Consider the following 21,674-nt stretch of genomic DNA (forward strand, 5'->3'; position numbering starts at 1 on the left):
CTACTTAGCGGACGCCCGTGCTGACGTGTCGACTGCCCTTTGTCCGCCCATCCGGACGTCGCCCAGGACCCGTGCGCTGGTGAGAGCGGCCGCCCGGCGAGAGAGCAGCCGCGTACCGACCGCCATGAGGTGGTTGACGCGGCCCGAGATGACGCTGGGGCGGCTGCGGTTTCGGTCGAGTTCACGGAATGCCGTATCGACCACGTCACCGGCCGTCTGCTGGCGGCCGACGGAGGCGTCATCGGTACCGACGACGTCGAAGAATTCTGTGCGAGTCGACCCTGGGCTCACAGCGAGAACGCGCAGTCCCGTTCCCTGTGCCTCTGCCCAGAGCGCCTCCGTGAAGCTCAGGACGAAGGCCTTGGTCGCGCCATAGACTGCCATGCCAGGGATCGGCTGGTACGCGGCCGTGCTCGCGACCGTCACGAGCGCGCCGTTCCCGGCGAGCAGTTGGGGGATGAATGCCCGTGACAGCTCGACCAGGGTTCCCACGTTCAACTGAATCTCACTCGTGGCGCGCGCGGGGTCGGAGTGGTCGAAAGCACCGTGCGTTCCGAAACCCGCGTTGTTCACGAGCGACGTCACGCGGATCCCGCGCTGCGTGAGTTCTGCGTGCAACGCGTCGGCCGCGCCCGAAACGGCCAGATCGGCCGACACGACGTCGACTCGCACTCCCGCGGTGGTGCGGAGTTCGCTGGCGAGTTCCTCGAGCCGGTCGGCTCTCCGCGCGACCAGCACGAGGTCGGAACCCCTCCCGGCGAATCGTCGAGCGAACTCCGCCCCGATCCCGGAGCTTGCGCCGGTGATGAGTGCGGTCCCGCCGCGGAGGTCGAGTGTCATGATGTCGCCTTTCGATCAGCTGCAATGTTGTCAGTGACATCATTGTGCACGCTGCGACCTGGTGTTGTCAATGTCTACATTCGGGGTAGGATCTGTCTTGTGTCCGCACAGCCCTATCACCACGGCGATCTTCGTCGCACGCTGCTCCATGCGGCGGCCGCGCACATCGAGACCGACGGGGTGGAGTCCCTGTCCCTTCGGCAACTCGCACGAGACGCCGGCGTCAGCCACGCCGCGCCGAGCCGTCACTTCCGAGACAAGCAGGCGCTCCTCGACGCGCTCGCCGAGGACGGCTTCCACCGCCTGGGCGCCTCGCTCGCAGCGGCGGCGCAGGGTGATTCCCGCTCGAAAGCGGCGGCGCGTGCGCAGTTCGAGGCGCTCGGCCGGGCGTACGTCGGCTTCGCCGTCGAGCATCCGGCTCTGCTCTCCCTCATGTTCGCCATGAAGCATGCACCGGACGCTCGTGCGGAGCTCATCGCCGCCGGACGCGCATCGATGGACATCACGATGCGCGTCGTGGAAGCCGCTCAGGCGAACGGCGCGATCGGAGCAGGGGACGCCAGTCGCATCGCCCTCGCCACATTCGCGGCTTTCCACGGCGTCGCAATGCTCGTGTCCGGCGACCTCCTCGAAGGAGTTCCCGCCGGCGACCTCGTCGCCACAACGAGCGAGCTTCTCTGGCGCGGTCTGCAGTCGGAGTAGTCGGAGTGGTCGGAGTGGTCGGAGTGGCAGTACACACGCACCGGTCGAGGCCGTCACGACCAACAAGATGGCGTTCGAGTTCACTTTGAACCGCGCCTGGAGCCAATGGGGCAAAGCAAACCACTGCCCCTGACCCCGGGGTGGCGCGTGGCGTCGCTCAGTGCGAGAACGGCGCCGCGAGCAGTTCGGCCAGACGCGGCGGGTCGGCACCCGGCCGTGAGACGGTTATCGTCGCGGCGCGCGCCCCGAGGGCGAGCAGACCGGCCACGGCGTTCGTGTCGATGCGGCGAAGGCGTTCTCGCGCGGCGAGGCCCGAGAACCCGGTCTCGATGAGGCCGTGGATCAGGGCGCTCATGAACGTGTCGCCGGCGCCGACGGTGTCGACGACGTCGGCGCGGACGCCCCGAACGCGCACCACACCGGCCCGCGACACAGCGAATGCTCCACCGGCGCCCGTCGTCACGACGACCACGGCCGGCCCCGTATTCAACCATGCCCATGCCATCTCGAGGGGGTCGGTGCCGGGGTACAACCAGGCCAGATCCTCGTCGCTGGCCTTGACCAGATCGGCGAGGCCGACGAAAGACTCCACCTCGTGCCTCGCTCGATCGCGGTCTGGCAGCATGGCCGGCCGGACATTGGGGTCATAGGTGATCAGCGATGACGTTCGAAGGGCGGTCAGGATGCTGCGTACGGCGTCGGCACCAGGATCGAGGAGCGCCGCGATCGAACCCGTATGCACGATCGATGCGCCGGACGCGGCGATCTTCGTGGTGTCTGTTCCATCGAGGGTCCATGTGATGTCGAACTCGTAGCGTGCGGAACCATCGGCATCGAGACGGGCGGTCGCCGTTGCCGTGCGGGGAGCCGGTGCAGAGAGAACCTCGACGTCGGATTCCGCCAGCCATTCCCGAATCCGCCGGCCGTGAGCGTCATCGCCGAGTTGCGTCAGCAGCCGCGGGGAATCCCCCAGCCTGCCCAGCGCCAGAGCTACGTTCGCAGGACTCCCGCCGGGAGCCTCATCGACCCGTCCACCCGCACGGTGGACGATGTCGACGAGAGCCTCACCGATGACGAGGACGTGCGCGCGGCTCACGACCCGGTGGCCTGTGTCAGGAACGACAGCGCGCTCTGCGGTTCGACGATCCTCGGCATCAGCTTCGCGTTGAACGCGCTCGCCGCCTCCGCGCCGAGGTGCGCGTTGAAGGCGTCCCGATCGCAATACACCTCGAATACGAAGAACCGCTCCGGCGCTTCGATCCGACGGTAGACGTCGAACGCAACGTTGCCGGGCTCGGTGCGAACGACCTGCGCGTAGGCCTGGATGAGCGATTCGATCTCGTCCGCCGAGCCCGGAACCGCGGTGAACTCCGCGTACAGCGTCACCTGGCCGGCGCTCACGCCTGCGCCGCTCCGGTCATGATCGCCACCGCATCCGTCATGTTGTGCGACTGCGGGGTGATGGTGGCGGCGCGCTTGCCCAGGCGCTGCACGTGGATGCGGTCCGCGACCTGGAACACGTGCGGCATGTTGTGCGAGATGAGGATGACGGGCACGCCGTTTCCGCGCAGATTCTCGATCAGCTCGAGCACCTGGTTGGACTCGCGCACGCCGAGTGCGGCCGTCGGCTCGTCGAGCACGACCACCTTCGAGCCGAATGCTGCGGCTCGTGCCACTGCCACGGCCTGGCGTTGTCCGCCGGACAGGTTCTCCACGGAGACGGTGACGTCCTGCAGCGTGGAGATGCCGAGCTTCAGCACCTGATCGCGCGCTTCCTTCCGCATCCCGGAGGTGTCGAGGGCGCGGAACACCGAGCCCAGGATGCCGGGCTTGCGACGCTCGCGTCCGAGGAACAGATTCGATGCGACGTCGAGCGCCGGGGAGACGGCGAGGTTCTGGTACACGGTCTCGATACCGGCGTTTCGCGCGTCCTGCGGACCCTTGAAGTGCACTTCCTGCCCGTCGAGGAACAGCTGCCCGTCGTCGGGGATGTACGCGCCGGTCAGGCACTTGATGAGCGTCGACTTGCCGGCGCCGTTGTCGCCGATCACCGCGAGCACCTCGCCGGCGTGCAGCTGGAGGCTGACGCCGTCGAGGCCGACCACGCGGCCGAAGGTCTTCACGAGACGCTTCGCCTCGAGCACCGGCACCCGGGTGGGGGCCGGAGCCTGGACTGTTTCCTGAGCGGTCTGGGTCATTTCCGTACCTTTCTGATCCACTGGTCGATGGCGACCGCGACGATGACGAGGATGCCGATGGCGAGGGTCTGGTAGAGACCGTCGACGCCGGCGAGGAACAAGCCGTTGCGGAAGACACCGACGATGATCGCGCCGAGCAGCGTTCCCCAGATGATCCCGCGGCCGCCGAAGAGCGACGTGCCGCCGATCACGACGGCGGTGATGGAGTCGAGGTTCAGATCGGCGCCCGCGTTCGGACTGGCAGCGCCCGAGCGTCCGATCTGGATCCATGCGGCGATCGCGAGGATGGCTCCGGCGGCGATGTAGACGCTCAGAAGCACCTTCTTGGTCGAGATGCCGGCCAGACGTGCGGCATCCTCGTCGTCGCCGACGGCGTAGACGTGGCGGCCCCAGGCGGTGCGTCCGAGAATGTAGGCGACGAGCGCGTAGAGCACGAGCATGATGATGACCCCGACGGTCAGGCGGACGTCGCCGAGCGGGAGGGCGGTCGCCGTCCAGGTCATGAGTTCAGGCATGTCCGTCTTGCGGATCGTCTGACCGCCGCTGTACAGCAGGGTCAGCGCGATGAAGACGTTGAAGGTTCCGAGCGTCGCGATGAACGGCGGGAGCTTGACCCGTGTGACCAGTAGGCCATTGAGCGCGCCGGCGGCGAGTGCGGCGACGAGCCCGAGGAAGAGGGCGACCGGTGCCGGCAGGCCGTTGCTCGCAGCCGTCTGCGCCATCACCATCGAGGTGCCGATCATCAGCGCGCCGACCGAGAGGTCGATTCCCGCGGTGAGGATGATCAGTGTCTGAGCGATCGCGACGGTGCCGACGACGGACACCTGGTCGAGCACGAGCGACAGGTTCGCCGCAGCGAAGAAGCGCGGGTTGATGACGCCGAACACTATGACGGCGATCACGAGCACGACGGCGGGGCTGATGGCGGGGTAGCGGTGGAGCACCCCGCGGAGGCGGTCGACCGGCGTGCGCCGATCGAGGAACTCGGCAGCGAGGTCCAGGTTTGATGTGGCTGTTTGGGTCACGGTTTCACTTCCGTCAGTCGGTCCGGGGATGCCGCGGGCGGGCGAGAACGCTCGGCCGCGGCATCCGCAGGTCGGGTGCTTACTTGCCGCCCCAGCAGATGCTGGTGGCTTCGGCGGTGTCGATCGATTCGACGCCGTCGGCGGGCTGGTCGGTGACGAGCTTGACGCCGGTGTTGAAGAAGTCGAGGCCATCGGTGACCTCGGGCTTCTTGTCGTCCTTGACCAGCTCGACGATCGCCTTCACCCCGAGCTCGGCCATCGCGACGGGGTACTGCTGGCTGGTCGCGTCGATGATGCCCTCTTCGACCTGGCCGACGCCGGCGCAGCCGCCGTCGATCGAGACGATGATCACGTCGTCCTTGGTCTTGCCCGCGGCCTCGAGCGCTTGGTAGGCGCCGTAGGCAGCCGGCTCATTGATCGTGTACACGACGTTGATGTCCGCGTTCTTGGCGAGCAGGTTCTCCATCGCGGTGCGCCCGCCGTCCTCAGCGCCCTGCGACGCCTCGCTGCCCACGATCGTGTACTCGCCGCCCTTGCCGCCGGCGTAGGAGCCGCTCGGCTTCTCGTCGCCGTTGACCCGGTCGTCGCCGAGGTCGATGCCGAGACCGTCGAGGAAGCCCTGGTCGCGGTTGTAGTCGACGCTCACGGCCTTGTCGTCGAACAGATCGATGAGGCCGATGACGGCTTCGGCGCCGTCGAGCTTCTGGGCGGTCCACTGGCCGATGTACTGGCCGGCGAGGTAATTGTCGGTCGCGTACGTGATGTCCACGGCGTCGGCGGGGTCCGGCACGGTGTCCAGCGCGATGACGAAGATGCCGGCGTCGCGGGCCTTCTCGATCGCGTCGAGCACGGCGGGACCGTTCGGGGTGATCAGGATGCCCTTGTCGCCCTTGGAGATCGCAGCCTCGATGGCCTGGATCTGGGTGTCCTCGTCGCCGTCCTCCTTGCCGGCGGCGAGGGTCAGCGTGACGCCGTCCTTCTCAGCCGCGGCCTCGGCGCCGTCCTGCATGGCGATGAAGAACGGGTTGGAGTTGGTCTTCACGATCAGCGAGACGCCGATCGTGTCGCCGGCCGGCTGGTCGCCTGCCGCGCCGCCGGCGCCTGAGCATCCGGTCAGGGTGATCGCGAGCGCTGCGGATGTGGAAACGGCAGCCAGGAGAACGCGGCTGCGTCGGGTGATGTTCTTCATTGAATTCCTCTCGGCGTTCGTCGCCTGATTGACAACGATGTCAAGACGCATTTTTAGTCGAAGGTTGAACTAGAGTCAAGGTGACTTTCGAGGAATGAGACCGAACTGTGACATCGATGTCAACACCGACACCCCCGCGCGGTCGGGCGACGATGAAGGACGTCGCCGCGCTGGCAGGCGCGGGAGTGAAGACCGTCTCGCGGGTGATCAACAACGAACCGAACGTCACGCCGGCGATGGCGAAGCGCGTGTGGGATGCGGTGCGCGAGCTCGACTATCAGGTCGATCTGCAGGCAGGGAGCCTGCGGCGCGCCGACGGGCGCACTCGCACCCTCGGACTGCTCGTCGGAAGCGTTGACAACCCGTTCGCCGGTGTCATCCATCGAACCGTCGAGGACGCCGCTGCGGAGAAGGGGGTCGCGGTCTTCGCGGCGAGCATGGATGACGACGCACGGCGCGAATCGGATGCTGTCAGGACCCTCCTGCAGCGACGCGTCGATGGGCTGATTCTGACAACCGCGGTCCGTCGCCCCGAGTACCTCGGAACGATCCGTGATCGCGGGGTGCCCGTCGTGTACGTCGACCGTGAGCCCGAAGGTGCCGATCTAGACACTGTTGCCAGCTCGAATCGTGCCGGGGCTGAGGCCGGGACCGCCCACCTCATCGCGCACGGGCACCGGCGCATTGCGCTGCTCGCTGACCGTCTCGATCTCATCACGGCGCACCAGCGTCACAGCGGATACCTCGATGCGCTGGCCGCAGCCGGAATCCCCGTCAGTGAGGAGATCATCATCACAGAGCTGACCGATGCGGAGGCAGGCGCGAAGGCGCTCTCCTCGCTGCTCGCTCTGGATGACCCACCCACGGCGGTGTTCAGTGCGCAGAACCTGATCACGATCGGTGCGCTTCACGCGCTTCGGGACGCGCAGTTGTCGCACTCAGTCGCCCTGGTCGGGTTCGACGATCTGCCGCTCGCCGACCTCGTGGAGCCTGGTGTCACCGTGATCGCGCAGGATCCGCAGCGGATCGGGGTGTTGGCGGCAGAGCGGATCTTCGCCCGGCTCGAGGGAGACCACAGTGCGCCGGTCAGGATGCACGTTCCGACGACTCTCATTCCCCGTGGCACGGGCGAGATCGCGCCCCGTCGGGTGTCCGGGGGCATTCGCTGACGTGATGGGCGCTCCTCGCAGTGATCGACAGCGGCTGGCTGACGCAAGCGCACTTGGCCGAGCGCATCCGCGCCGCTAGCAGAAGATCGACGCTGGCTCGCGTCAGGTCAACGACGCAGGTCGCGGCGGCTTCTGAAGACCCGCTCCAGCGGGATGCGGCCATCCTGCCATGGGGTGAGAATCCAGACGACGAGATAGGCTCCGATCCCCAGCACCGGCAGCAAGAACGATACGAGGATGAGCAGTCGGGCTACCCAGACGTTGATGCCGAGCTTCTCAGCGACCCCACCACCGATACCAGCGATGAGGCGTCGGGGTCCACGTCGAAGACCGGTCTTACGGATGGAGTCGAAGAACTTTCCCATGCCATCGACGTTACGCATGATTCGCGCCCACCGCAGCGGTGCTAACCCCCGAAGTCGTGGCGGACATCCAGAAGAACGCTCCTGTCATCGTCGATCTCTCCGCTTTCGACGCTGGACCACCACTGTGCTCCCGATCACAGGAACGAGTTGATGCCGGCGACCGCTTCCTGTGATCGGGAGCGGTGCGGTGCGTCGCACGCTGATCGTGCGTCATCAGGACGAACAGGGAGGAGCTCGCGATGAATCCCATGAGCGTGATGTGCTGCACCGCCGGCCAGGAGGAGCCGTGGTGGGTATGGCTCTTCCCCGGCGCCTTGGTGCTCGGGCTCATCATCCGGATCATCTGGGTGTGGCGGCATGGCGGCTTGCGCACCACCGAGGATGCGCCGCAGGACACCAGGGTGTCGGGGGAGCCGACCTACCCCGAAACATGGGAACGCGCCACGGGCGCCTACTCGCGAGACAGCGTGCGCCCGATCGACGTGCCCCGACCGGAATCAGTCGAGGAGGTCTCGAGGTGGGCGGGTCACCAGGGGTTCCGCCGCACTGAACTCGTCTACGCTCCCGTGTTCTGGGTGGTTCTTCCTCTCGCCGCGATCGGTTTCCTGATCCATCAGGCGATCACCGATCCCACCGGTGCGAATGTCAGCATCACCATCGGTGGCGAGAGTGTGGACAGCTGGCCCGCTTGGCTCCTCTGGCTGTTTTGGGGCGGCGCCGGAATCTGGTTGCTCATCGCCATCGGCGTTCTTCTTCTGCGGTTGAGTGTGCTCTCAGACCTGCAGTCCGAGAACGAGTGGGCCTACGAGCACGGCGCCGCGCACTCGCTCCATCGAACCTCCGTCGACTACGACGACGGCGAGGCCGGAGGCTGGCCCACGTACATCGCTCTGGACCACCGGCTCGACGACCAGAAAGCGTCGAGGATTCATGACGCGTTCGAGCAGTGGCTCTCGTCGGCGGGGCTACCGCCCTCGGGTTCGGATCCGATCTCGTCGGCGACATTGTTCGGCGCGCAGGCGAAGGGCGGTTACTTTATCCTCCACCTCCCCGTTTCCGAGACCGCCGGCGTCACCACGCGGTATAGGTGGATGCTCATCGCCGAGCCCCGCGAAGGGGAGGGTGAGCTCATCGTGATCCCGGTGCCGGTGGAGAAGCAACTACAGAGGATCCGGGCGAAGCTCCGCAAGAAGGCGGCGCGCAGGGCAGGTCGCAATCGAGCCATCACCGCACAGTAGGGCGCATGCGGATCGGACGACGCGAATGCTGGTGCGATCTTTCCTCTCGCACACGGCTCCGATGTGCCACGATCTGTTCGTGGCATCGATTCAGACCCTCAGCGATTCAGACCGACGGGTGGTGGCGCGTTGGGCGCTTGCCTGCGCAGAGCGGGTTCTCACGCTGTTCGACGCGGATGACTCTGCGCGGGATGCGATCACGGATGCTGTTGAGCGCACCCGCGCATACAGCGCAGGAGAGAGTACCGCCGCTGACGAGATCAGCAAGCGCCTTGTGGCGGTGAAAGCGGCGAATGCCGCGACCACTCCGGCCGGTGCCGCAGCGGCCAGGGCTGTGGCCCAGGCTTCGGCGGTCGCGCACATGGGCGCTCACGCGCTGGGTGCTGCCGCGTACGCGACGAAGGCGGTCTCATTGGCGAATGCGCAGCGACCGGAAGCGGTCCACGAGGAGATCCAGTGGCAGCTGGCGAACCTGAGCGATCACGAGCGATCGGTGCTTCGGCTGCTTCCACCGTTGGGAAGTGACTCCTCGGGCCCGCTCGGCGTCGGCCTTCTCTCGCGCGGCATCTTGGGCACGACGATCCGCGAGATCCAGGCGCAGATCGGCTTGCGCGCCCCGCGGCTCAGTCCTGAGCCGCGTTCGTGAATCGGCTCTGGGCGGCCTCGCTGATCGGAGTGAAGAAATTGAGCAGGTTGCCGTCAGGGTCCCTGACGAGGAGTGAGCGGTTGCCCCAGGGCATGACCGTCGGCTCATTGACGAACATCTCGACCACATCCTGAAGCGCCTTGTACGTCTCGTCGACGTCGTCGACGAGTAAGTCCAAGGTGATGCTGCGGTTGGCGCGAGCCTCGGCGGCATCGTGTCCGAGCAACGGCACCGTGGCAGAGCTGGCGATGGCCAGCGTGCCGGATGGCGTGCGAAGCTCGGCGAACATCGGGTGAAGCCGCTCGGCGGTGATTCCGGTGACTGCTTCGTAGAACGCGACGAGCGCATCGACGTCGTCCGTGATGATGCGGGTGGCTGCCAACTGCATTTCTTCTCCTTCGGTGGTGAGTGCTGGCCACGAATCTGGCCCACGGCAACCACGGTAGGTGTTATACCGGGCAGAAACGGCCCGGTATCTGAGAGATGATGAGTGTCATGGCCGACACGACCGCGCGGGCATTGCAGCTGCTCGAACTGCTGCAATCCGCCCAGTTGCGCACTGCCGCCGAACTGGCAGAACGCCTCGGAGTCGACGAGCGGACCATTCGCAGAGATGTGACGCGATTGCAGGATCTGGAGGTGCCCGTTGAGACGCTGCGAGGGCGTTACGGCGGTTACCGGCTCGCTCCCGGCGAGCGCGTCCTGCCGCTCATGTTCAGCAATGAGGAAGTGGTCGCGGTCTTTCTCGGGCTTGCCCGTGCGCAGGCGGATTCGCATGCACCGGAGATCGCCGCGCAGACTGCACTGGCCAAGATCAAGCGAGCGCTGCCGATTGCTGACGCGAGGCGTATCGACGCCCTGCTCGGCGTGATGACGCGCACAACGCAGCACGCAACGGTTGCTCCCGATCCTGGCGTGATGCTGACCTTGGCCGAGGCCGTCGGTCTTCGGCGGGTCCTCGATCTGCGCTATCTCAGCGGCCAAGGAATCCCATCGAAGCGTACGATCCATCCGTATGCGCTGGTCGCGCATGCAGACCGGTGGTATCTCGTCGCCTTCGACACGGAGAAACAGGACGAACGAACCTTCCGGGTGGACCGGATTCGAACGGCCAGGACCGTGCCGGGCACTTTCGTCGCGCCCCAGCAATCCGATGCGGCAGGTCGCCTCCTCGACCTCTTCGTCGAAGCGGACTACCGGTGGCGGGTGGTGTTGCGCATTCGTGAGACCGAGGAGCGCATCCGGCCACATCTGCCACTCGGCGTTGCCCGACTCGAAAGGCTGGAGGGCATGCCGAACACGAACGAAGACGCGCCTCCTTGGCACCGAGCCGAGATCCACGCCGAGAGCCTTGACTGGCTGCCGTCCATCATCGCGGCGCTCGACTGCGAGGTGGTGATCGATCACCCTGCGGAACTCCGCAGCCGGGTGAGAACGGCAGCGAAGCGTATGCTGCACGCGTCTGGCGACTACCGATGAGCAGAGTCGCGCACGCCGCGGCTGACCGCTGGCTCAGCCAGCCGCCTTGCGAATGTGCGCGGCGATCGTCTTCTCGGTCTCGGGAGTCAACTTCAGCAGCGCGAAAGACGTGACCCACAGATCACCATCGTCGAGCTGCGCTGTTTCCTCGAAACCGAGCGTGGCGTAGCGAGTGGTGAATTTGGATGCCGGCTTGAAGAACACCACGACCTTTCCATCGGCATCGGCGTACGAGGGGAAACCGTACCAGGTCTTCGGAACAAGGTGCGGGGCGACCTCGGAGACGATCCGGTCGATTCCCTCCGCAAGCGCGCGATCGTCATCCGGCAGCGCTGCGACGGCCTCTCGGAGCGCCTTCTCGCCCGCAGCGCGGGTCTTCCCGGCCTTCTCCTCGGCGCGAAGCTCTGCGGCTCGCTGCTTCACTGCGTCGCGTTCATCCTTCGACAGTCCGGCGGTCTTCTCAGCCATGTCAGGCCCCATTCTCGATTGCGGTGCCGTGTGCATCTATGAACAAGTTACGACGCTGGGCGTGCTCACGCTTCTCGAATCCTGATCGATCGTAAGAGCTGCGGCCGCGACGCCTGGTCGGCAATGAGGCGGGCTGCGGACAGTATCGTGGATGTCTGTGACGAATGCGGCCCCAGCCGGCCGCCACCAGCATCAGAGGGAAGACGACACATGACGCAGCAGAGCATTCTTGACGCGGACGGCCGCGCGGTTCCGTACATCGAGGAGGGCGAAGGCCCCGTTCCCCTGGTGTTGATCTCGGGCCGCGCCCTCAGCGGAGACGGGCTCGGCGTGGTCGCGCACTATCTCGCCGAAGAGGCCGGCTTCCATGTCGTTCGCGTCGGCCCGCGTGCGAACTCAGGCGGTCAGGATCGTGCGGCGACCCTGCAGGAGCGCGTCGAAGACGCCCTCGCAGTGATCGACCACCTCGGACTCGATCACACCTGGATCGGCGGGCACGCGTTCGGTGGCACCGCAGCACGCATCTTCGCCGCAGAGCACACCGACCGCGTGAACGGTCTACTGCTGCTCGGTGTGGAAGAAGACGAGATTCCTCTCGCTCCGGCGATTCCGGTGCTCATCGTGCAGGCGACCGATGACGAGGTCACGCCGTCGTCGACGGCCCAAGCTCTGCAGTCCACCGCCCCGGAGCGCGCGAGCATCAAGACCGTCGACGGTGCTGACCACCTGTTCCCGGCCACACATCCGATCGAGACCGCTGTGATCATCGAGGAGTACCTCGACTGGGATTGAGGATCGCATCGCCGCGCATCCCACCTATGGTTGAGGTGTGCCCCGAAACTCTCCTGCATCTCCGGCCCCTGTTCCCGTCGAGCTTCCGCTTGAGCGTCGACTGGCGGTGGCCGTCGAGCGGTATGGCGAACAGGCTGTCGTGTCGCGCTCGCTCTCGCTGCTCGCCGGCAACAACGAGGGTGCGGATTTCCTGCTGTTCGTCGGCGGCGAGCATGCGCGTGGGATCATTGACGGTGCTCCTGTCCTGTACTGGCCGGAGCTCTGGGGCACTCGTGCACTGCTGCACGTCTGGGATGAATCGGTCGTGGACGCATCCGCCCTGTCGCTTCTGATCAGCACGCTCAGCAATCCAGCGTGGCGTGTGCGCGAGATGGGCGCCAGGCTCGCTGCCGCGCGCGAGTTCGACGCCGCATCAGAGCTCGCCGACCTGCTCGGCGATGACGTGCCCCGGGTGCGGACTGCCGCGGTGAGGGCGTTGGGCGAGATCGGCTCTGCGGAGGACATGGATCGCATCCGTGATCTGCTCAAGGACCCCGAGGTCGAAGTTCGCCGAGGCGCGCAGCAGAGCCTCGACAAGTTGCGATCGCGGCTCCCGAAGAACTGAGCGCGACGCCCCGTCAGTCCTGATCGCCAGGCCGCCTGCGACCGCTCTTGGTCTCGGAGCGCCGGTGCTTCTCCGTCAGCCGACGACGCCGTGAACCTTTCGTCGGTCTGGTCGGCCGGCGGATGGTGGTTGGTGCGACAGCGTCGCGGAGGAGAGCGGCCAGCCGCTCTCGCGCCGCAACCCGGTTCTGCCGTTGGGAACGGTGCTCGGCGGCGCTGATCATGATCACAGCGCCGACCAGTCTCGAGGCGAGCCGTTCGAGGACGCGCGCACGTTGCACCTCGCTCAACGCGGTCGTGGTGCCGAGATCGAGACTGAGCTGCACGCGCGAATCCGCAGTATTGACGCCCTGTCCACCGGGCCCTGAGGAGCGCGAGAACTGCTCGATCAGCTCACTCGCCGGGATCGTGAGTCCGCGGGGAGCGCCGGGTCCTGGAGGCACGCGCAGATCATCCACTCCACCAGTGTGCCGCAGTGAGGTGGGTGATGCCGGGGGACTGATGGGAGGATTGTGTCATGACCGCAACGCTCGTGGCTCGAGGCGTCGCCGGAGGCTACGGCCATCGCACGCTCTTCGCCGAACTCGACCTGACGGTCGCACCCGGAGACGTCGTCGGCATCGTCGGCGCGAACGGCGCAGGCAAATCTACGCTGCTGCGATTGCTCGCCGGCATCGACGAGCCTCAGGCCGGCTCCATCACACTGGCGCCGGCCGATGCGTTCGTCGGCTGGCTCCCGCAGGAGCATGAACGCATCGTCGGCGAGACCGTCGTCGACTACATCGGTCGCCGCACCGGTTGCACCGCCGCGACAAGAGATATGGATGCCGCAGCACAGGCCCTCGGAGACCCCTCGCTTGTTGCAGGTGATGTCGACCCCGCCGACGCATACTCGTCCGCGCTCGAGCGGTGGCTCGCGAGCGGCGCCGCCGACCTCGATGAGCGCATCCCGGCGGTCCTCGCCGACCTCGGCCTCGTCTTCGAGGATGCTCGAACCGACGAGGTTCTGATGACGTCCCTCTCAGGCGGTCAAGCCGCTCGGGTCGGTCTGGCGGCGCTTCTCCTGTCGCGATTCGATCTTGCCCTTCTGGATGAGCCGACGAACGATCTCGACCTCGACGGGCTGGAACGGCTCGAGGCATTCGTCAGCGGGCTCCGCGGTGGTGTCGTGCTCGTCAGTCATGACCGAGAGTTCCTCGCACGCAGCGTGACCCGCGTGCTGGAGCTCGATCTCGCGCAGAACTCGAACCGCATCTATGGCGGCGGCTACGACTCGTATCTGGAAGAGCGCGCCACGATGCGCCGCCGTGCGCGCGAGAAGTACGACGAATTCGCCGGCAAGAAGGCCGATCTCGTCTCACGTGCTCGCGTGCAACGCGAATGGTCGAGCCAGGGCGTGCGCAACGCGATCAAGAAGTCGCCGGACAACGACAAGATCAGGCGCAAAGCGTCGGTCGAGTCCAGCGAGAAGCAGGCGCAGAAGGTTCGCCAGATGGAAAGCCGGATCGCCCAGCTCGACGAGGTCGAGGAGCCACGCAAGGAATGGCAGCTCGAGTTCACCATCGGGTCGGCGCCGCGATCGAGCTCAGTGGTCTCGACGCTCAGCAACGCGGTTATCCGGCAAGGGAGCTTCGCACTCGGGCCGGTGTCGCTGCAGGTGAACGCTGGGGAGCGTATCGGCATTACCGGACCGAACGGTGCGGGGAAGTCGACGCTACTGCGCGCGCTGCTCGGGCAGCAGCAACCGGATGAGGGCACGGCGAGTCTCGGCGCCAGCATCCGGATCGGCGAGATCGATCAGGCACGCTCACAGTTGACCGGCACGCGACCTCTTGCGATGGCGTTCGAAGCGCTCGTGCCCGAGATGGCTTCAGGTGAGGTGCGCACTCTGCTGGCCAAGTTCGGTCTCAAAGCCGATCACGTCGATCGCCCCGTCGACGAACTCTCACCGGGGGAGCGCACACGAGCGGCACTCGCCCTGCTGCAGGCGCGCGGCGTCAACCTGATGGTACTCGATGAGCCGACCAACCACCTCGACCTCCCCGCCATCGAACAACTCGAACAGGCGCTCACGTCGTACCGAGGAACGCTGCTGCTGGTCACCCACGACAGGCGGATGCTCGACACGGTGCAGACGGACCGGCGGTGGCGGGTCGAGGCCGGTCAGGTCACGGAGCTGTGAGCTCTCAGCGCCCCTGACGCTTCTTGTACGGTTTCGGCTGACCTTTCACCACTGGCGCGCGACCCCGCCCCTTCGACGCTTTCGCCTTCCCGCCGGCTTTCACGGGTCTCTTGGCTTCGGGCGGTGCCGCGGCGACATCTCGCTGCGCTTCGGGAAGCAGCAGCAGTCCGACGGCTGTCAGACGCGTCTCGCCTTCGCGGGTGAAGAGCGGCTGGCCGACTTCTTCCTCGAGTTTGTCGATCGACGAGTAGAGCGAGGCGAGCGGGATGCCGAGAGTCTGAGCAGCTCGCGGGAAGTGCAGCTCCTCGGCGACGGCGACGAAACGTCGAAGCAGGGTGATGTTCACTGGAGCCTTCCTGGTCCGCGTGAATCGCGGCCGCTATTCAGCGTACGCGTGCGGGGTCGCACGGCGCGGCGCTGTGCAGCAGAGTGTCGACGATGCGCGCGGCGAGGAAGTCGATGTCAGCGATGTCCTGACCGCCCATGCCCTCTGCCGCGATCTGCGACATCTCCGCTCTTTCGCCATCGACGAGCAGCCTCAGCGCGCCGTCAGGGCATCGGCCGTCGTACGATCCAAGCCAGGGACGACGTCGAGGGGGACGTCAAGCGCCAGCAGCGCGCGACTGAAGAAGTTGCGTGCGGCAGCGGCGAGCGTGATGTCGACGATCTGGCGGTCCGTGAATCCGACGTCGCGCAGAGCCTGGGAATCGGCATCGGTCATCGCGGCGGCGTCGATTGACAGCTGTTCTGCGAAACGAACCACTGCTTGCTCCGACTCGCTGAACCCGGAATCGTCGTGGCGCGCGAATGCGCGTAGCCCGGCATCGTCGAGAACTCCCGCACGCATCGCCCTGCGTCCGTGGGCGAGGAGACAATGCGGTGAGCGGATGGCGCGAGCCGCTCCCAGCGTCGCAGCTTCATAGACACCGATGCCGATCGATGGAACGACGGCCTTGATGAGGCGCTCGAAGGCCTCGTGCGCCTCCGGGTTGATCGCCATGACCTGCGTATGCGCGAACACGAAGCCGTCATCCTGCGTATCGCTGTCGTACATGGCCGCGGCGTGCCCAGTGACCTCTTCGGCGGACGGCGGAGTGACGATCATGATGCGTTCCTCTCCAACGGACTCGGCCGAGCAGGTCGATGCACGCACGCTACTCCCTCACCGATCAGGAGAGAAGAGGATGTCGGTCGTCGTCGATCGCCGCGGCAGCACGGGAGGTGGCGACAAGACGTCAGAGGACGCGGAAGGGGTGGGATGCGACAGCATCCCACCCCTGAAACTCTCGTCGCGCGCCTCAGGCCGGTTGCGGCAGAATCGTGAAACTGACGGCGCCTTCTTCATCGACCCCGGCATCGAGCACCTTGTCATTGAGCGCCTCAGCGGCATTCTCCTCAAGGAAGACACGGCTGCCGACGCCGTCGATCACGACGTCAGCGGGCTCCGGTGAAGGAACGACATGAACGGCGAAACGTGCTTCGCCGTTCGGACCCTGTCCCTCCGCGGTCTGTATACGAAGCCCCGCGTCAGCGCTGGGTTCCTCGCGGCCGACGATCGTGGTGACGACTGCATCTGCATTTTCGGTCAGGGTGAGCACAGCGCTCTCCTTCCGGTTGCGGACATGCTCCGGTCAGAACATGTCCGGGCCACGATTCCGCACGGGAGCGAGGGGTTCAAGCTGAGCGCACCGATTCGGAGGCTCCTCACATGTTCAGCCGAGCGCACCGCTACCCTGGGCGATCGTGCCTAGCTCTTGGCGCCGCCTTCTTCCCTCAACCGCGGCTCGGTGCGTCTGCTCGGTCGCACCCCTGACTTGTCGGCGTAGAACGCGCGGATCCGGTCCATGTCGTCCGCGACATCGCCGGTCAACGCGAACGTCGGACCGAGGCCCGTCGTCATCGTCGTGCGATCGACGTAGCCCAGGGTCACCGGCATCCCGGTCTCCCGAGCGATCCGGTAGAAACCCGACTTCCAATACTTGTTGTCGCCGCGGGTGCCGTCCGGCGTCACGACGAGAGCGAACACCTCACCCGAGTTCACCTGTGCGATCACATCCGAGACGACCCTGGCCGGGTCGTCTCGGTCGACCGGTACACCCCCGATCTTGCGCATGACCGGACCGCGCCATCCGGCGAAGAGGCTCTTCTTGCCCAGCCAATGCACGTCGATACCGAGTCGCCAGGCGATCGCGAGCATGAGCACGAAATCCCAGTTGGAGGTATGCGGCGCTCCGACGAGGATGGTCGGGCGCGTCGGCACCTCATCGCCCTTGAGCGTCCAACGGCTGAGTGCCCAGAAGAGACGGGCGAGGAATCGCTTCACCTCACAACCGTAGGTCATTCACCTCTGTGGATCAGACGCGGCAGGAGCACCCACAGCGCCAGGACGATGACGGCCGAGGCGATCAGCACGACCGTAGCCGTCGTGCGGTCCACCGTGAAGTCCACGATGAGCGTCGTCACGCCGACACTCAGCAGGCCGATGACGACAAGATCGGCCTGCACCATGCGCGAGGTGAACCGGACGAGTTCGGGCTTGCGGTGCCTCCCGAACAGCGACCGATGCATCCCGACGGGCGCCAGCGCCAGTATCGTCGCCAGTGCGGCGAGGCCGACGAGCACGACGTAGAGCGTGCGCTGCAGGTCGTCGAGCTCGGTGAACCGCGGTTGGAACGCCACTGCGAGCAGGAAGCCCGAGAGCACCTGCGTGCCCGTCTGCATCACACGCAACTCCTGCATGAGCTCGTCCCAGTTGCGATCCGCGCGTTCGTCCCGTGTCTCGTCGCGGCCGTCACGCTTCGCGTCGGCATTCGCGTCGGCCTCGGCACCGTTCCTCGCGTCAGGAGAGTCGTTCATACTCCGAGTTTTGGGTACGAGTGACGAACTGTCCAGCGCAGCGCCGACGCCTCAGTGCTCGGCGAGGCGTAGCATGGAGCAATGACTACTCGCGAGACCTCGGAATCGACCGCTGCGGTCGACATTCCCGTCACCTCTGCAGGGCTGAATCTGCTGGGTGATGACAACGCCGGCAGCTGCTGCGGCGGATCCTGCTCTCTGCCCGGCTAGTCCTCCCCACGGCGGTCAGTGACCGCCGTGGAACTCTCCGCCCACGTCATCCGCAGGCTTACGGATGAACGCGCTCAGGGCGACCGCAGCCAGCGAGATGATCGCTGCGATGAGGAACGCCATGCGCGCACCGGGCGCACCGGCGATCGCCGTCGACAGCCCGTCGTGCTCGCCAGCATGCAGGATCGACGAGTAGGTCACTGTCAGCACCGCGACACCGGCAGCGCCGGCGACCTGCTGGATCGTGTTCAGCACTGCGGAGCCGTGCGAGTACAGATGGCGCTGCAGAGATCCGAGCGATGCCGAGAACAGCGGTGTGAACGACATCGCAAGGCCCACAGACATGACAGTCTGCGAGATCACGAGCATCCACCACTGGGTGTGCTCACCGACGGTCGAGTAGAAGAACAGTGCTGCCGACACCATGATGGTGCCGGGGATGAGCAGCGTGCGGGTGCCGCGGGCGTCGTAGACGCGACCCATGATCGGTCCGAGCAGACCCATCAGAATCGAACCGGGGAGCAGGATCAGGCCGGACTGCAGCGCATCGAGACCCGCGACGTTCTGCAGGTACTGCGGCAGCAGTGTGAGAGTGCCGAACATCGACAGGGCGAGGATGCCCATGACGATGACCGCGATCGTGTAGTTGCCGGAGCGGAAGACCCGGAGGTCGAGCAAGGCGTCGTCGATGCGCTGCAGCACGAGCTGACGCCAGACGAACAAGCCGAGCGCGATGCCGCCGACGACCAGCGCGATCACACCGATCGTCGCGCCGTTCGACTCGCCTTCGCCGCCGAACTGGCTGAGGCCGTACACGACGCCGCCGAAGCCGAAGGCGGAGAGCACGATCGACAGCACGTCGACTGGAGCATCCTTCGTCTCACCGAGGTTCGTCATCCACTTCGCGCCCATGGCGAGCGCGACGAGCGCGATCGGCAGGATGATCGCGAACAGCCACCGCCAGCTCAGCGTCTCGAGCACCGCACCGGCGAGGGTCGGGCCGATGGCGGGCGCGAGGGAGATGACGAGGCCGACGCGGCCCATCATCCGACCGCGCGACTGGGGTGGGACCACGTTCATCATCGTCGTCATGAGCAGCGGCATCATGATGCCGGTACCGCCGGCCTGAATGACGCGGCCGGCCAGCAGGACCGGGAATCCGGGCGCGATGAGGCACACCAAGGTGCCGATGGAGAACGCGGTCATCGCGGCGATGAAGACCTGACGCGTGGTGAAACGCTGCAGCAGGAAGCCCGTGGTCGGAATCACGATCGCCATGGTGAGCATGAACGCGCTCGTCAGCCACTGGCCGAGCTCAGGCGGAATACCCAGATCGGCATTCAGATGCGGAATCGCGATGCCCATCGTGGTCTCGTTCAAGATCGCGACGAATGCTGCCACCAGCAGCAGCCAGATGACGCGCATGTCCGAGCGCGGGATGAACGGTTCCGGCTTTACGGGCTTCACGGTGGGAACCGAACCGGTGGATGTGGTGGCCAAAGCGTCTCCTCAGTGGATGGGGGTGGCGGAAGGCCGACGACGGAGCCGAAGATGCGGCACCCACTCGTGGACAACGAATCATGGTAACGCAGTCCTGCGTTCCGGCATTCCCGGTCTGGAGGATTTTCTCGGGGATAGGCTGACCGCATGAGCATGGGTGGCGGACGTGGCGGCGGGGGCGGCGGCTTCCGCGGCGTGGATGAGGCAGCGCAGAAACGCCTGAATGCCGAGGCTCCGCGAATCACCGGGCTCGGGAAACGCGTGGTCGGTCTGTTCCGCCCGTACCTCGGACGCATCATCGCCACCGGCATCCTCGTCGTCATCGGGGCGGGCATCGCAGTCATCCCACCCCTGATCGTGCAGCGCATCTTCGACGACGCACTCTTCCCCGTCGACGGCGGCAGCCCTGAGATCGGCCTGCTCATCCGCCTCGTTCTGATCATGGTCGGGCTCTTCCTGGTCTCCGCCGTGCTCGGGGTCGGCCAGACCTGGCTCACCTCGACCGTGGGCAACAGCGTCACCGGTGATCTGCGCGTGCGGCTGTTCGAGCATCTGCAGGCCATGGAACTCGGATTCTTCACCCGCACCAAGACCGGCGTCATCCAGTCCCGCCTGCAGAACGACGTCGGCGGAGTCTCGGGGGTGCTCACGAACACCGTGACCAGCATCCTCGGCAATGTCGTCACAGTGATCGCCTCACTCGTCGCGATGATCCTGATCGACTGGCGTCTCACACTCATCGCGATCGTGCTCATGCCGTTCCTCATCATCGTGCAGCGCAAAGTCGGCCAGGTGCGTGCGCGCATCGCCGGCGAGACGCAGGAGTCGCTGAGCGAGCTCACCTCGATCACCCAGGAGACGTTGAGCGTCTCGGGCATGCTGCTGTCGAAGTCGTTCAATCGCCAGCGCGCCGAATCTCAGCGCTACCAGCGGGAGAACAGCAATCAGGTGAAACTGCAGGTGCGACGGGCGATGAGCGGTCAGGGCTTCTTCGCGGTGGTGCAGGTGCTGATGGCGTCGGTGCCCGCGGTCATCTACCTCGTATCGGGTTACCTGATCGCCGGTGGCGCGGGCGCGATCACTGCGGGCACCGTGGTGGCGTTCACGACGGTGCAGGCACGGTTGTTGCAGCCGTTGATGGGACTCATGCGCGTCTCGCTCGATCTGCAGACGTCGCAGGCGCTGTTCGCGCGTATCTTCGAGTACCTCGATCTGGTGCCGGAGATCAAGGATGCTGCGGATGCGATCTCCGTCGACGCCGCGCCGGGCCCTCTGGGACGGGTCGAGTTCGACGAGGTCGTCTTCCGGTACCCGGATGCCGCGCCCGATGCGCGTCCGACCCTTCAGGGCGTCTCGTTCGTCGCGGAGCCGGGCCAGCATGTCGCGTTCGTCGGGCCGTCAGGCGCCGGCAAGACGACGATCCTCTATCTGGCTCCACGACTGTACGAGGCCCACGGCGGTGCGGTGCTGTTCGCCGGGGCCGATGTGCGCACGCTGACGCAGGAGTCGATCATCGACAATGTCGGCATCGTGTCGCAGGAGACCTATCTCTTCCATGCGACGATCCGCGACAACCTCATGTACGCGCGCCCGGATGCCTCGGAAGAGGAAGTCATCGCTGCCTGCACGGCCGCGAACATCCACCACATCATCGCGAGTTTCGAGCACGGCTACGACACGATCGTGGGGGAGCGGGGGTACCGGCTCTCCGGCGGTGAGAAGCAGCGCATCGCGATCGCGCGCGTGCTGCTGAAGGATCCGGCGGTGCTGCTGCTCGACGAGGCGACCTCGGCGCTCGACACGGTGTCCGAGCGGGTCGTGCAGGAGGCGCTCGATGAGGCGGCTCGCGGGAGGACGACGATCTCCATCGCGCACCGGTTGTCGACTGTCATGGGCGCCGACGTCATCCATGTGCTCGAAGCAGGCCAGATCGTCGAGTCCGGCACGCACAGTGAACTGCTCGCTCAGGGCGGGCTGTACGCCGAACTCGCGGCCCAGCAGGTCGCGGCTTCCCGTGTTCTCGAAACCGAGTCCGTGGTGGAGAGCGTGGTCGGCGGCGGTGTCGCGGCGGCGTTCGCGAATCGGCGTGCCGATCGGGCACCCGACGATTCCGCCGGCGCGGATGCCGTCGCAGCGCTCACCTCGCCCGTGCCGCTGCTCGACGGCGCGGGCACTGATCAGCGGGTGTACCCGGCGGAGGGGTAGTGGTGCG

Annotated in this window: 27 protein-coding genes; 10 read left to right on the forward strand and 17 right to left on the reverse strand. The window is 66.2% G+C overall.

What is annotated here, in order from left to right:
• Nucleotides 1–840 carry an SDR family NAD(P)-dependent oxidoreductase gene (locus tag QFZ46_RS15410; protein WP_307363088.1) on the reverse strand — a complete coding sequence of 280 codons (840 nt, stop codon included), beginning with the start codon at nucleotides 838–840 and terminating at the stop codon, nucleotides 1–3.
• Nucleotides 841–939: 99 nt separating this feature from the next.
• Between QFZ46_RS15410 and QFZ46_RS15415 the strand changes: the two genes are divergently transcribed.
• A complete protein-coding gene (locus QFZ46_RS15415; protein WP_307363089.1) occupies nucleotides 940–1,542 on the forward strand; it encodes a TetR/AcrR family transcriptional regulator in 603 nt (200 codons plus the stop codon).
• 157 nt (nucleotides 1,543–1,699) lie between these two features.
• On the opposite strand, the gene QFZ46_RS15420 is transcribed toward QFZ46_RS15415, so the two are convergent.
• The 5 genes from QFZ46_RS15420 to QFZ46_RS15440 form a co-directional block, all read right to left on the reverse strand.
• Nucleotides 1,700–2,638, reverse strand: coding sequence for a carbohydrate kinase family protein (locus QFZ46_RS15420; RefSeq protein WP_307363090.1), 939 nt, complete (start codon nucleotides 2,636–2,638; stop codon nucleotides 1,700–1,702).
• On the reverse strand, nucleotides 2,635–2,943 hold the full coding sequence (locus QFZ46_RS15425) for a putative quinol monooxygenase (protein ID WP_307363091.1): 309 nt from the start codon (nucleotides 2,941–2,943) through the stop codon (nucleotides 2,635–2,637). Before QFZ46_RS15425 ends, QFZ46_RS15420 begins: the two co-directional genes overlap by 4 nt.
• Nucleotides 2,940–3,740 (reverse strand): ATP-binding cassette domain-containing protein, encoded by an 801-nt coding sequence (locus QFZ46_RS15430; protein WP_307363092.1) that lies wholly within the window; start codon nucleotides 3,738–3,740, stop codon nucleotides 2,940–2,942. The genes QFZ46_RS15425 and QFZ46_RS15430 overlap by 4 nt, the downstream gene beginning before the upstream one ends.
• On the reverse strand, nucleotides 3,737–4,765 hold the full coding sequence (locus QFZ46_RS15435) for an ABC transporter permease (protein WP_307363093.1): 1,029 nt from the start codon (nucleotides 4,763–4,765) through the stop codon (nucleotides 3,737–3,739). The genes QFZ46_RS15430 and QFZ46_RS15435 overlap by 4 nt, the downstream gene beginning before the upstream one ends.
• Before the next feature lie 79 nt (nucleotides 4,766–4,844).
• The gene (locus QFZ46_RS15440) at nucleotides 4,845–5,954 is read right to left on the reverse strand and encodes a substrate-binding domain-containing protein (RefSeq protein ID WP_307363094.1); all 1,110 of its coding nucleotides are present in this window, start codon (nucleotides 5,952–5,954) and stop codon (nucleotides 4,845–4,847) included.
• 116 nt (nucleotides 5,955–6,070) lie between these two features.
• Here QFZ46_RS15440 and QFZ46_RS15445 point away from each other — a divergent pair, with 116 nt between their 5' ends.
• Nucleotides 6,071–7,123 carry a LacI family DNA-binding transcriptional regulator gene (locus QFZ46_RS15445; protein WP_307363095.1) on the forward strand — a complete coding sequence of 351 codons (1,053 nt, stop codon included), beginning with the start codon at nucleotides 6,071–6,073 and terminating at the stop codon, nucleotides 7,121–7,123.
• 107 nt (nucleotides 7,124–7,230) lie between these two features.
• On the opposite strand, the gene QFZ46_RS15450 is transcribed toward QFZ46_RS15445, so the two are convergent.
• Complete coding sequence (locus QFZ46_RS15450; protein ID WP_307363096.1) at nucleotides 7,231–7,488, reverse strand: PspC domain-containing protein; 258 nt, start codon at nucleotides 7,486–7,488, stop codon at nucleotides 7,231–7,233.
• A 239-nt stretch (nucleotides 7,489–7,727) separates the two neighbouring features.
• Here QFZ46_RS15450 and QFZ46_RS15455 point away from each other — a divergent pair, with 239 nt between their 5' ends.
• Nucleotides 7,728–8,726, forward strand: coding sequence for a hypothetical protein (locus QFZ46_RS15455; RefSeq protein WP_307363097.1), 999 nt, complete (start codon nucleotides 7,728–7,730; stop codon nucleotides 8,724–8,726).
• Nucleotides 8,727–8,805: 79 nt separating this feature from the next.
• The gene (locus QFZ46_RS15460; protein WP_307363098.1) at nucleotides 8,806–9,372 is read left to right on the forward strand and encodes a putative immunity protein; all 567 of its coding nucleotides are present in this window, start codon (nucleotides 8,806–8,808) and stop codon (nucleotides 9,370–9,372) included.
• Here QFZ46_RS15460 and QFZ46_RS15465 read toward each other — a convergent pair.
• A complete protein-coding gene (locus QFZ46_RS15465; protein ID WP_307363099.1) occupies nucleotides 9,350–9,760 on the reverse strand; it encodes a VOC family protein in 411 nt (136 codons plus the stop codon). The two genes, QFZ46_RS15460 and QFZ46_RS15465, sit on opposite strands and share 23 nt — an antisense overlap.
• Before the next feature lie 107 nt (nucleotides 9,761–9,867).
• Between QFZ46_RS15465 and QFZ46_RS15470 the strand changes: the two genes are divergently transcribed.
• Nucleotides 9,868–10,851, forward strand: coding sequence for a helix-turn-helix transcriptional regulator (locus QFZ46_RS15470; protein WP_307363100.1), 984 nt, complete (start codon nucleotides 9,868–9,870; stop codon nucleotides 10,849–10,851).
• 33 nt (nucleotides 10,852–10,884) lie between these two features.
• Here the strand turns inward: QFZ46_RS15470 and QFZ46_RS15475 are convergent, their stop codons facing one another.
• Entirely contained in the window at nucleotides 10,885–11,319 is a 435-nt protein-coding gene (locus QFZ46_RS15475; RefSeq protein WP_307363101.1) for a hypothetical protein, read from the reverse strand.
• A gap of 210 nt (nucleotides 11,320–11,529) precedes the next feature.
• On the opposite strand from QFZ46_RS15475, the gene QFZ46_RS15480 reads away from it, so the two are divergent.
• Together QFZ46_RS15480 and QFZ46_RS15485 are read left to right on the forward strand one after the other, a co-directional pair.
• On the forward strand, nucleotides 11,530–12,111 hold the full coding sequence (locus QFZ46_RS15480; protein WP_307363102.1) for an alpha/beta fold hydrolase: 582 nt from the start codon (nucleotides 11,530–11,532) through the stop codon (nucleotides 12,109–12,111).
• Between the two features lie 37 nt (nucleotides 12,112–12,148).
• The gene (locus tag QFZ46_RS15485) at nucleotides 12,149–12,715 is read left to right on the forward strand and encodes a HEAT repeat domain-containing protein (RefSeq protein ID WP_307363103.1); all 567 of its coding nucleotides are present in this window, start codon (nucleotides 12,149–12,151) and stop codon (nucleotides 12,713–12,715) included.
• Between the two features lie 13 nt (nucleotides 12,716–12,728).
• On the opposite strand, the gene arfB is transcribed toward QFZ46_RS15485, so the two are convergent.
• A complete protein-coding gene (gene arfB, locus QFZ46_RS15490) occupies nucleotides 12,729–13,172 on the reverse strand; it encodes an alternative ribosome rescue aminoacyl-tRNA hydrolase ArfB (protein ID WP_307363104.1) in 444 nt (147 codons plus the stop codon).
• Nucleotides 13,173–13,231: 59 nt separating this feature from the next.
• Between arfB and QFZ46_RS15495 the strand changes: the two genes are divergently transcribed.
• Nucleotides 13,232–14,896: an ABC-F family ATP-binding cassette domain-containing protein gene (locus QFZ46_RS15495; protein WP_307363105.1), complete on the forward strand. Its 1,665-nt coding sequence runs from the start codon at nucleotides 13,232–13,234 to the stop codon at nucleotides 14,894–14,896.
• A 4-nt stretch (nucleotides 14,897–14,900) separates the two neighbouring features.
• Here the strand turns inward: QFZ46_RS15495 and QFZ46_RS15500 are convergent, their stop codons facing one another.
• From QFZ46_RS15500 to QFZ46_RS15525, 6 genes are all read right to left on the reverse strand, one after another.
• A complete protein-coding gene (locus tag QFZ46_RS15500; protein WP_307363106.1) occupies nucleotides 14,901–15,242 on the reverse strand; it encodes a LysR family transcriptional regulator in 342 nt (113 codons plus the stop codon).
• Nucleotides 15,243–15,279: 37 nt separating this feature from the next.
• Complete coding sequence (locus QFZ46_RS15505; RefSeq protein ID WP_307363107.1) at nucleotides 15,280–15,405, reverse strand: hypothetical protein; 126 nt, start codon at nucleotides 15,403–15,405, stop codon at nucleotides 15,280–15,282.
• 29 nt (nucleotides 15,406–15,434) lie between these two features.
• Nucleotides 15,435–16,001, reverse strand: coding sequence for a carboxymuconolactone decarboxylase family protein (locus tag QFZ46_RS15510; RefSeq protein ID WP_307363108.1), 567 nt, complete (start codon nucleotides 15,999–16,001; stop codon nucleotides 15,435–15,437).
• A 193-nt stretch (nucleotides 16,002–16,194) separates the two neighbouring features.
• A complete protein-coding gene (locus tag QFZ46_RS15515; protein ID WP_307363109.1) occupies nucleotides 16,195–16,494 on the reverse strand; it encodes a Fe-S cluster assembly protein HesB in 300 nt (99 codons plus the stop codon).
• A 149-nt stretch (nucleotides 16,495–16,643) separates the two neighbouring features.
• Complete coding sequence (locus QFZ46_RS15520) at nucleotides 16,644–17,219, reverse strand: 1-acyl-sn-glycerol-3-phosphate acyltransferase (protein WP_307363110.1); 576 nt, start codon at nucleotides 17,217–17,219, stop codon at nucleotides 16,644–16,646.
• Nucleotides 17,220–17,233: 14 nt separating this feature from the next.
• Nucleotides 17,234–17,752, reverse strand: a complete 519-nt coding sequence (locus QFZ46_RS15525; protein WP_307363111.1) for a DUF6328 family protein — start codon at nucleotides 17,750–17,752, stop codon at nucleotides 17,234–17,236.
• Nucleotides 17,753–17,833: 81 nt separating this feature from the next.
• Here QFZ46_RS15525 and QFZ46_RS15530 point away from each other — a divergent pair, with 81 nt between their 5' ends.
• Complete coding sequence (locus tag QFZ46_RS15530) at nucleotides 17,834–17,962, forward strand: hypothetical protein (RefSeq protein WP_307363112.1); 129 nt, start codon at nucleotides 17,834–17,836, stop codon at nucleotides 17,960–17,962.
• Between the two features lie 15 nt (nucleotides 17,963–17,977).
• Here the strand turns inward: QFZ46_RS15530 and QFZ46_RS15535 are convergent, their stop codons facing one another.
• Nucleotides 17,978–19,387 (reverse strand): MDR family MFS transporter, encoded by a 1,410-nt coding sequence (locus tag QFZ46_RS15535; RefSeq protein WP_307364628.1) that lies wholly within the window; start codon nucleotides 19,385–19,387, stop codon nucleotides 17,978–17,980.
• 228 nt (nucleotides 19,388–19,615) lie between these two features.
• Between QFZ46_RS15535 and QFZ46_RS15540 the strand changes: the two genes are divergently transcribed.
• A complete protein-coding gene (locus tag QFZ46_RS15540) occupies nucleotides 19,616–21,667 on the forward strand; it encodes an ABC transporter ATP-binding protein (protein ID WP_307364630.1) in 2,052 nt (683 codons plus the stop codon).
• Nucleotides 21,668–21,674: the final 7 nt, after the last annotated feature.

This window comes from Microbacterium murale (genome assembly GCF_030815955.1).
GTDB lineage: Bacteria > Actinomycetota > Actinomycetes > Actinomycetales > Microbacteriaceae > Microbacterium > Microbacterium murale_A.

Bases quoted from the DNA above. Each gene is read 5' to 3' on its own strand.
- QFZ46_RS15410 (WP_307363088.1), bottom strand. From the start codon at position 840: ATGACACTCGACCTCCGCGGCGGGACCGCACTCATCACCGGCGCAAGC.
- QFZ46_RS15430 (WP_307363092.1), bottom strand. From the start codon at position 3,740: ATGACCCAGACCGCTCAGGAAACAGTCCAGGCTCCGGCCCCCACCCGG.
- QFZ46_RS15440 (WP_307363094.1), bottom strand. From the start codon at position 5,954: ATGAAGAACATCACCCGACGCAGCCGCGTTCTCCTGGCTGCCGTTTCC.
- QFZ46_RS15445 (WP_307363095.1), top strand. From the start codon at position 6,071: ATGTCAACACCGACACCCCCGCGCGGTCGGGCGACGATGAAGGACGTC.
- QFZ46_RS15450 (WP_307363096.1), bottom strand. From the start codon at position 7,488: ATGGGAAAGTTCTTCGACTCCATCCGTAAGACCGGTCTTCGACGTGGA.
- QFZ46_RS15455 (WP_307363097.1), top strand. From the start codon at position 7,728: ATGAATCCCATGAGCGTGATGTGCTGCACCGCCGGCCAGGAGGAGCCG.
- QFZ46_RS15465 (WP_307363099.1), bottom strand. From the start codon at position 9,760: ATGCAGTTGGCAGCCACCCGCATCATCACGGACGACGTCGATGCGCTC.
- QFZ46_RS15470 (WP_307363100.1), top strand. From the start codon at position 9,868: ATGGCCGACACGACCGCGCGGGCATTGCAGCTGCTCGAACTGCTGCAA.
- QFZ46_RS15475 (WP_307363101.1), bottom strand. From the start codon at position 11,319: ATGGCTGAGAAGACCGCCGGACTGTCGAAGGATGAACGCGACGCAGTG.
- QFZ46_RS15480 (WP_307363102.1), top strand. From the start codon at position 11,530: ATGACGCAGCAGAGCATTCTTGACGCGGACGGCCGCGCGGTTCCGTAC.
- QFZ46_RS15495 (WP_307363105.1), top strand. From the start codon at position 13,232: ATGACCGCAACGCTCGTGGCTCGAGGCGTCGCCGGAGGCTACGGCCAT.
- QFZ46_RS15505 (WP_307363107.1), bottom strand. From the start codon at position 15,405: ATGTCGCAGATCGCGGCAGAGGGCATGGGCGGTCAGGACATCGCTGAC.
- QFZ46_RS15510 (WP_307363108.1), bottom strand. From the start codon at position 16,001: ATGATCGTCACTCCGCCGTCCGCCGAAGAGGTCACTGGGCACGCCGCG.
- QFZ46_RS15525 (WP_307363111.1), bottom strand. From the start codon at position 17,752: ATGAACGACTCTCCTGACGCGAGGAACGGTGCCGAGGCCGACGCGAAT.
- QFZ46_RS15530 (WP_307363112.1), top strand. From the start codon at position 17,834: ATGACTACTCGCGAGACCTCGGAATCGACCGCTGCGGTCGACATTCCC.
- QFZ46_RS15535 (WP_307364628.1), bottom strand. From the start codon at position 19,387: ATGCGCGTCATCTGGCTGCTGCTGGTGGCAGCATTCGTCGCGATCTTG.
- QFZ46_RS15540 (WP_307364630.1), top strand. From the start codon at position 19,616: ATGGGTGGCGGACGTGGCGGCGGGGGCGGCGGCTTCCGCGGCGTGGAT.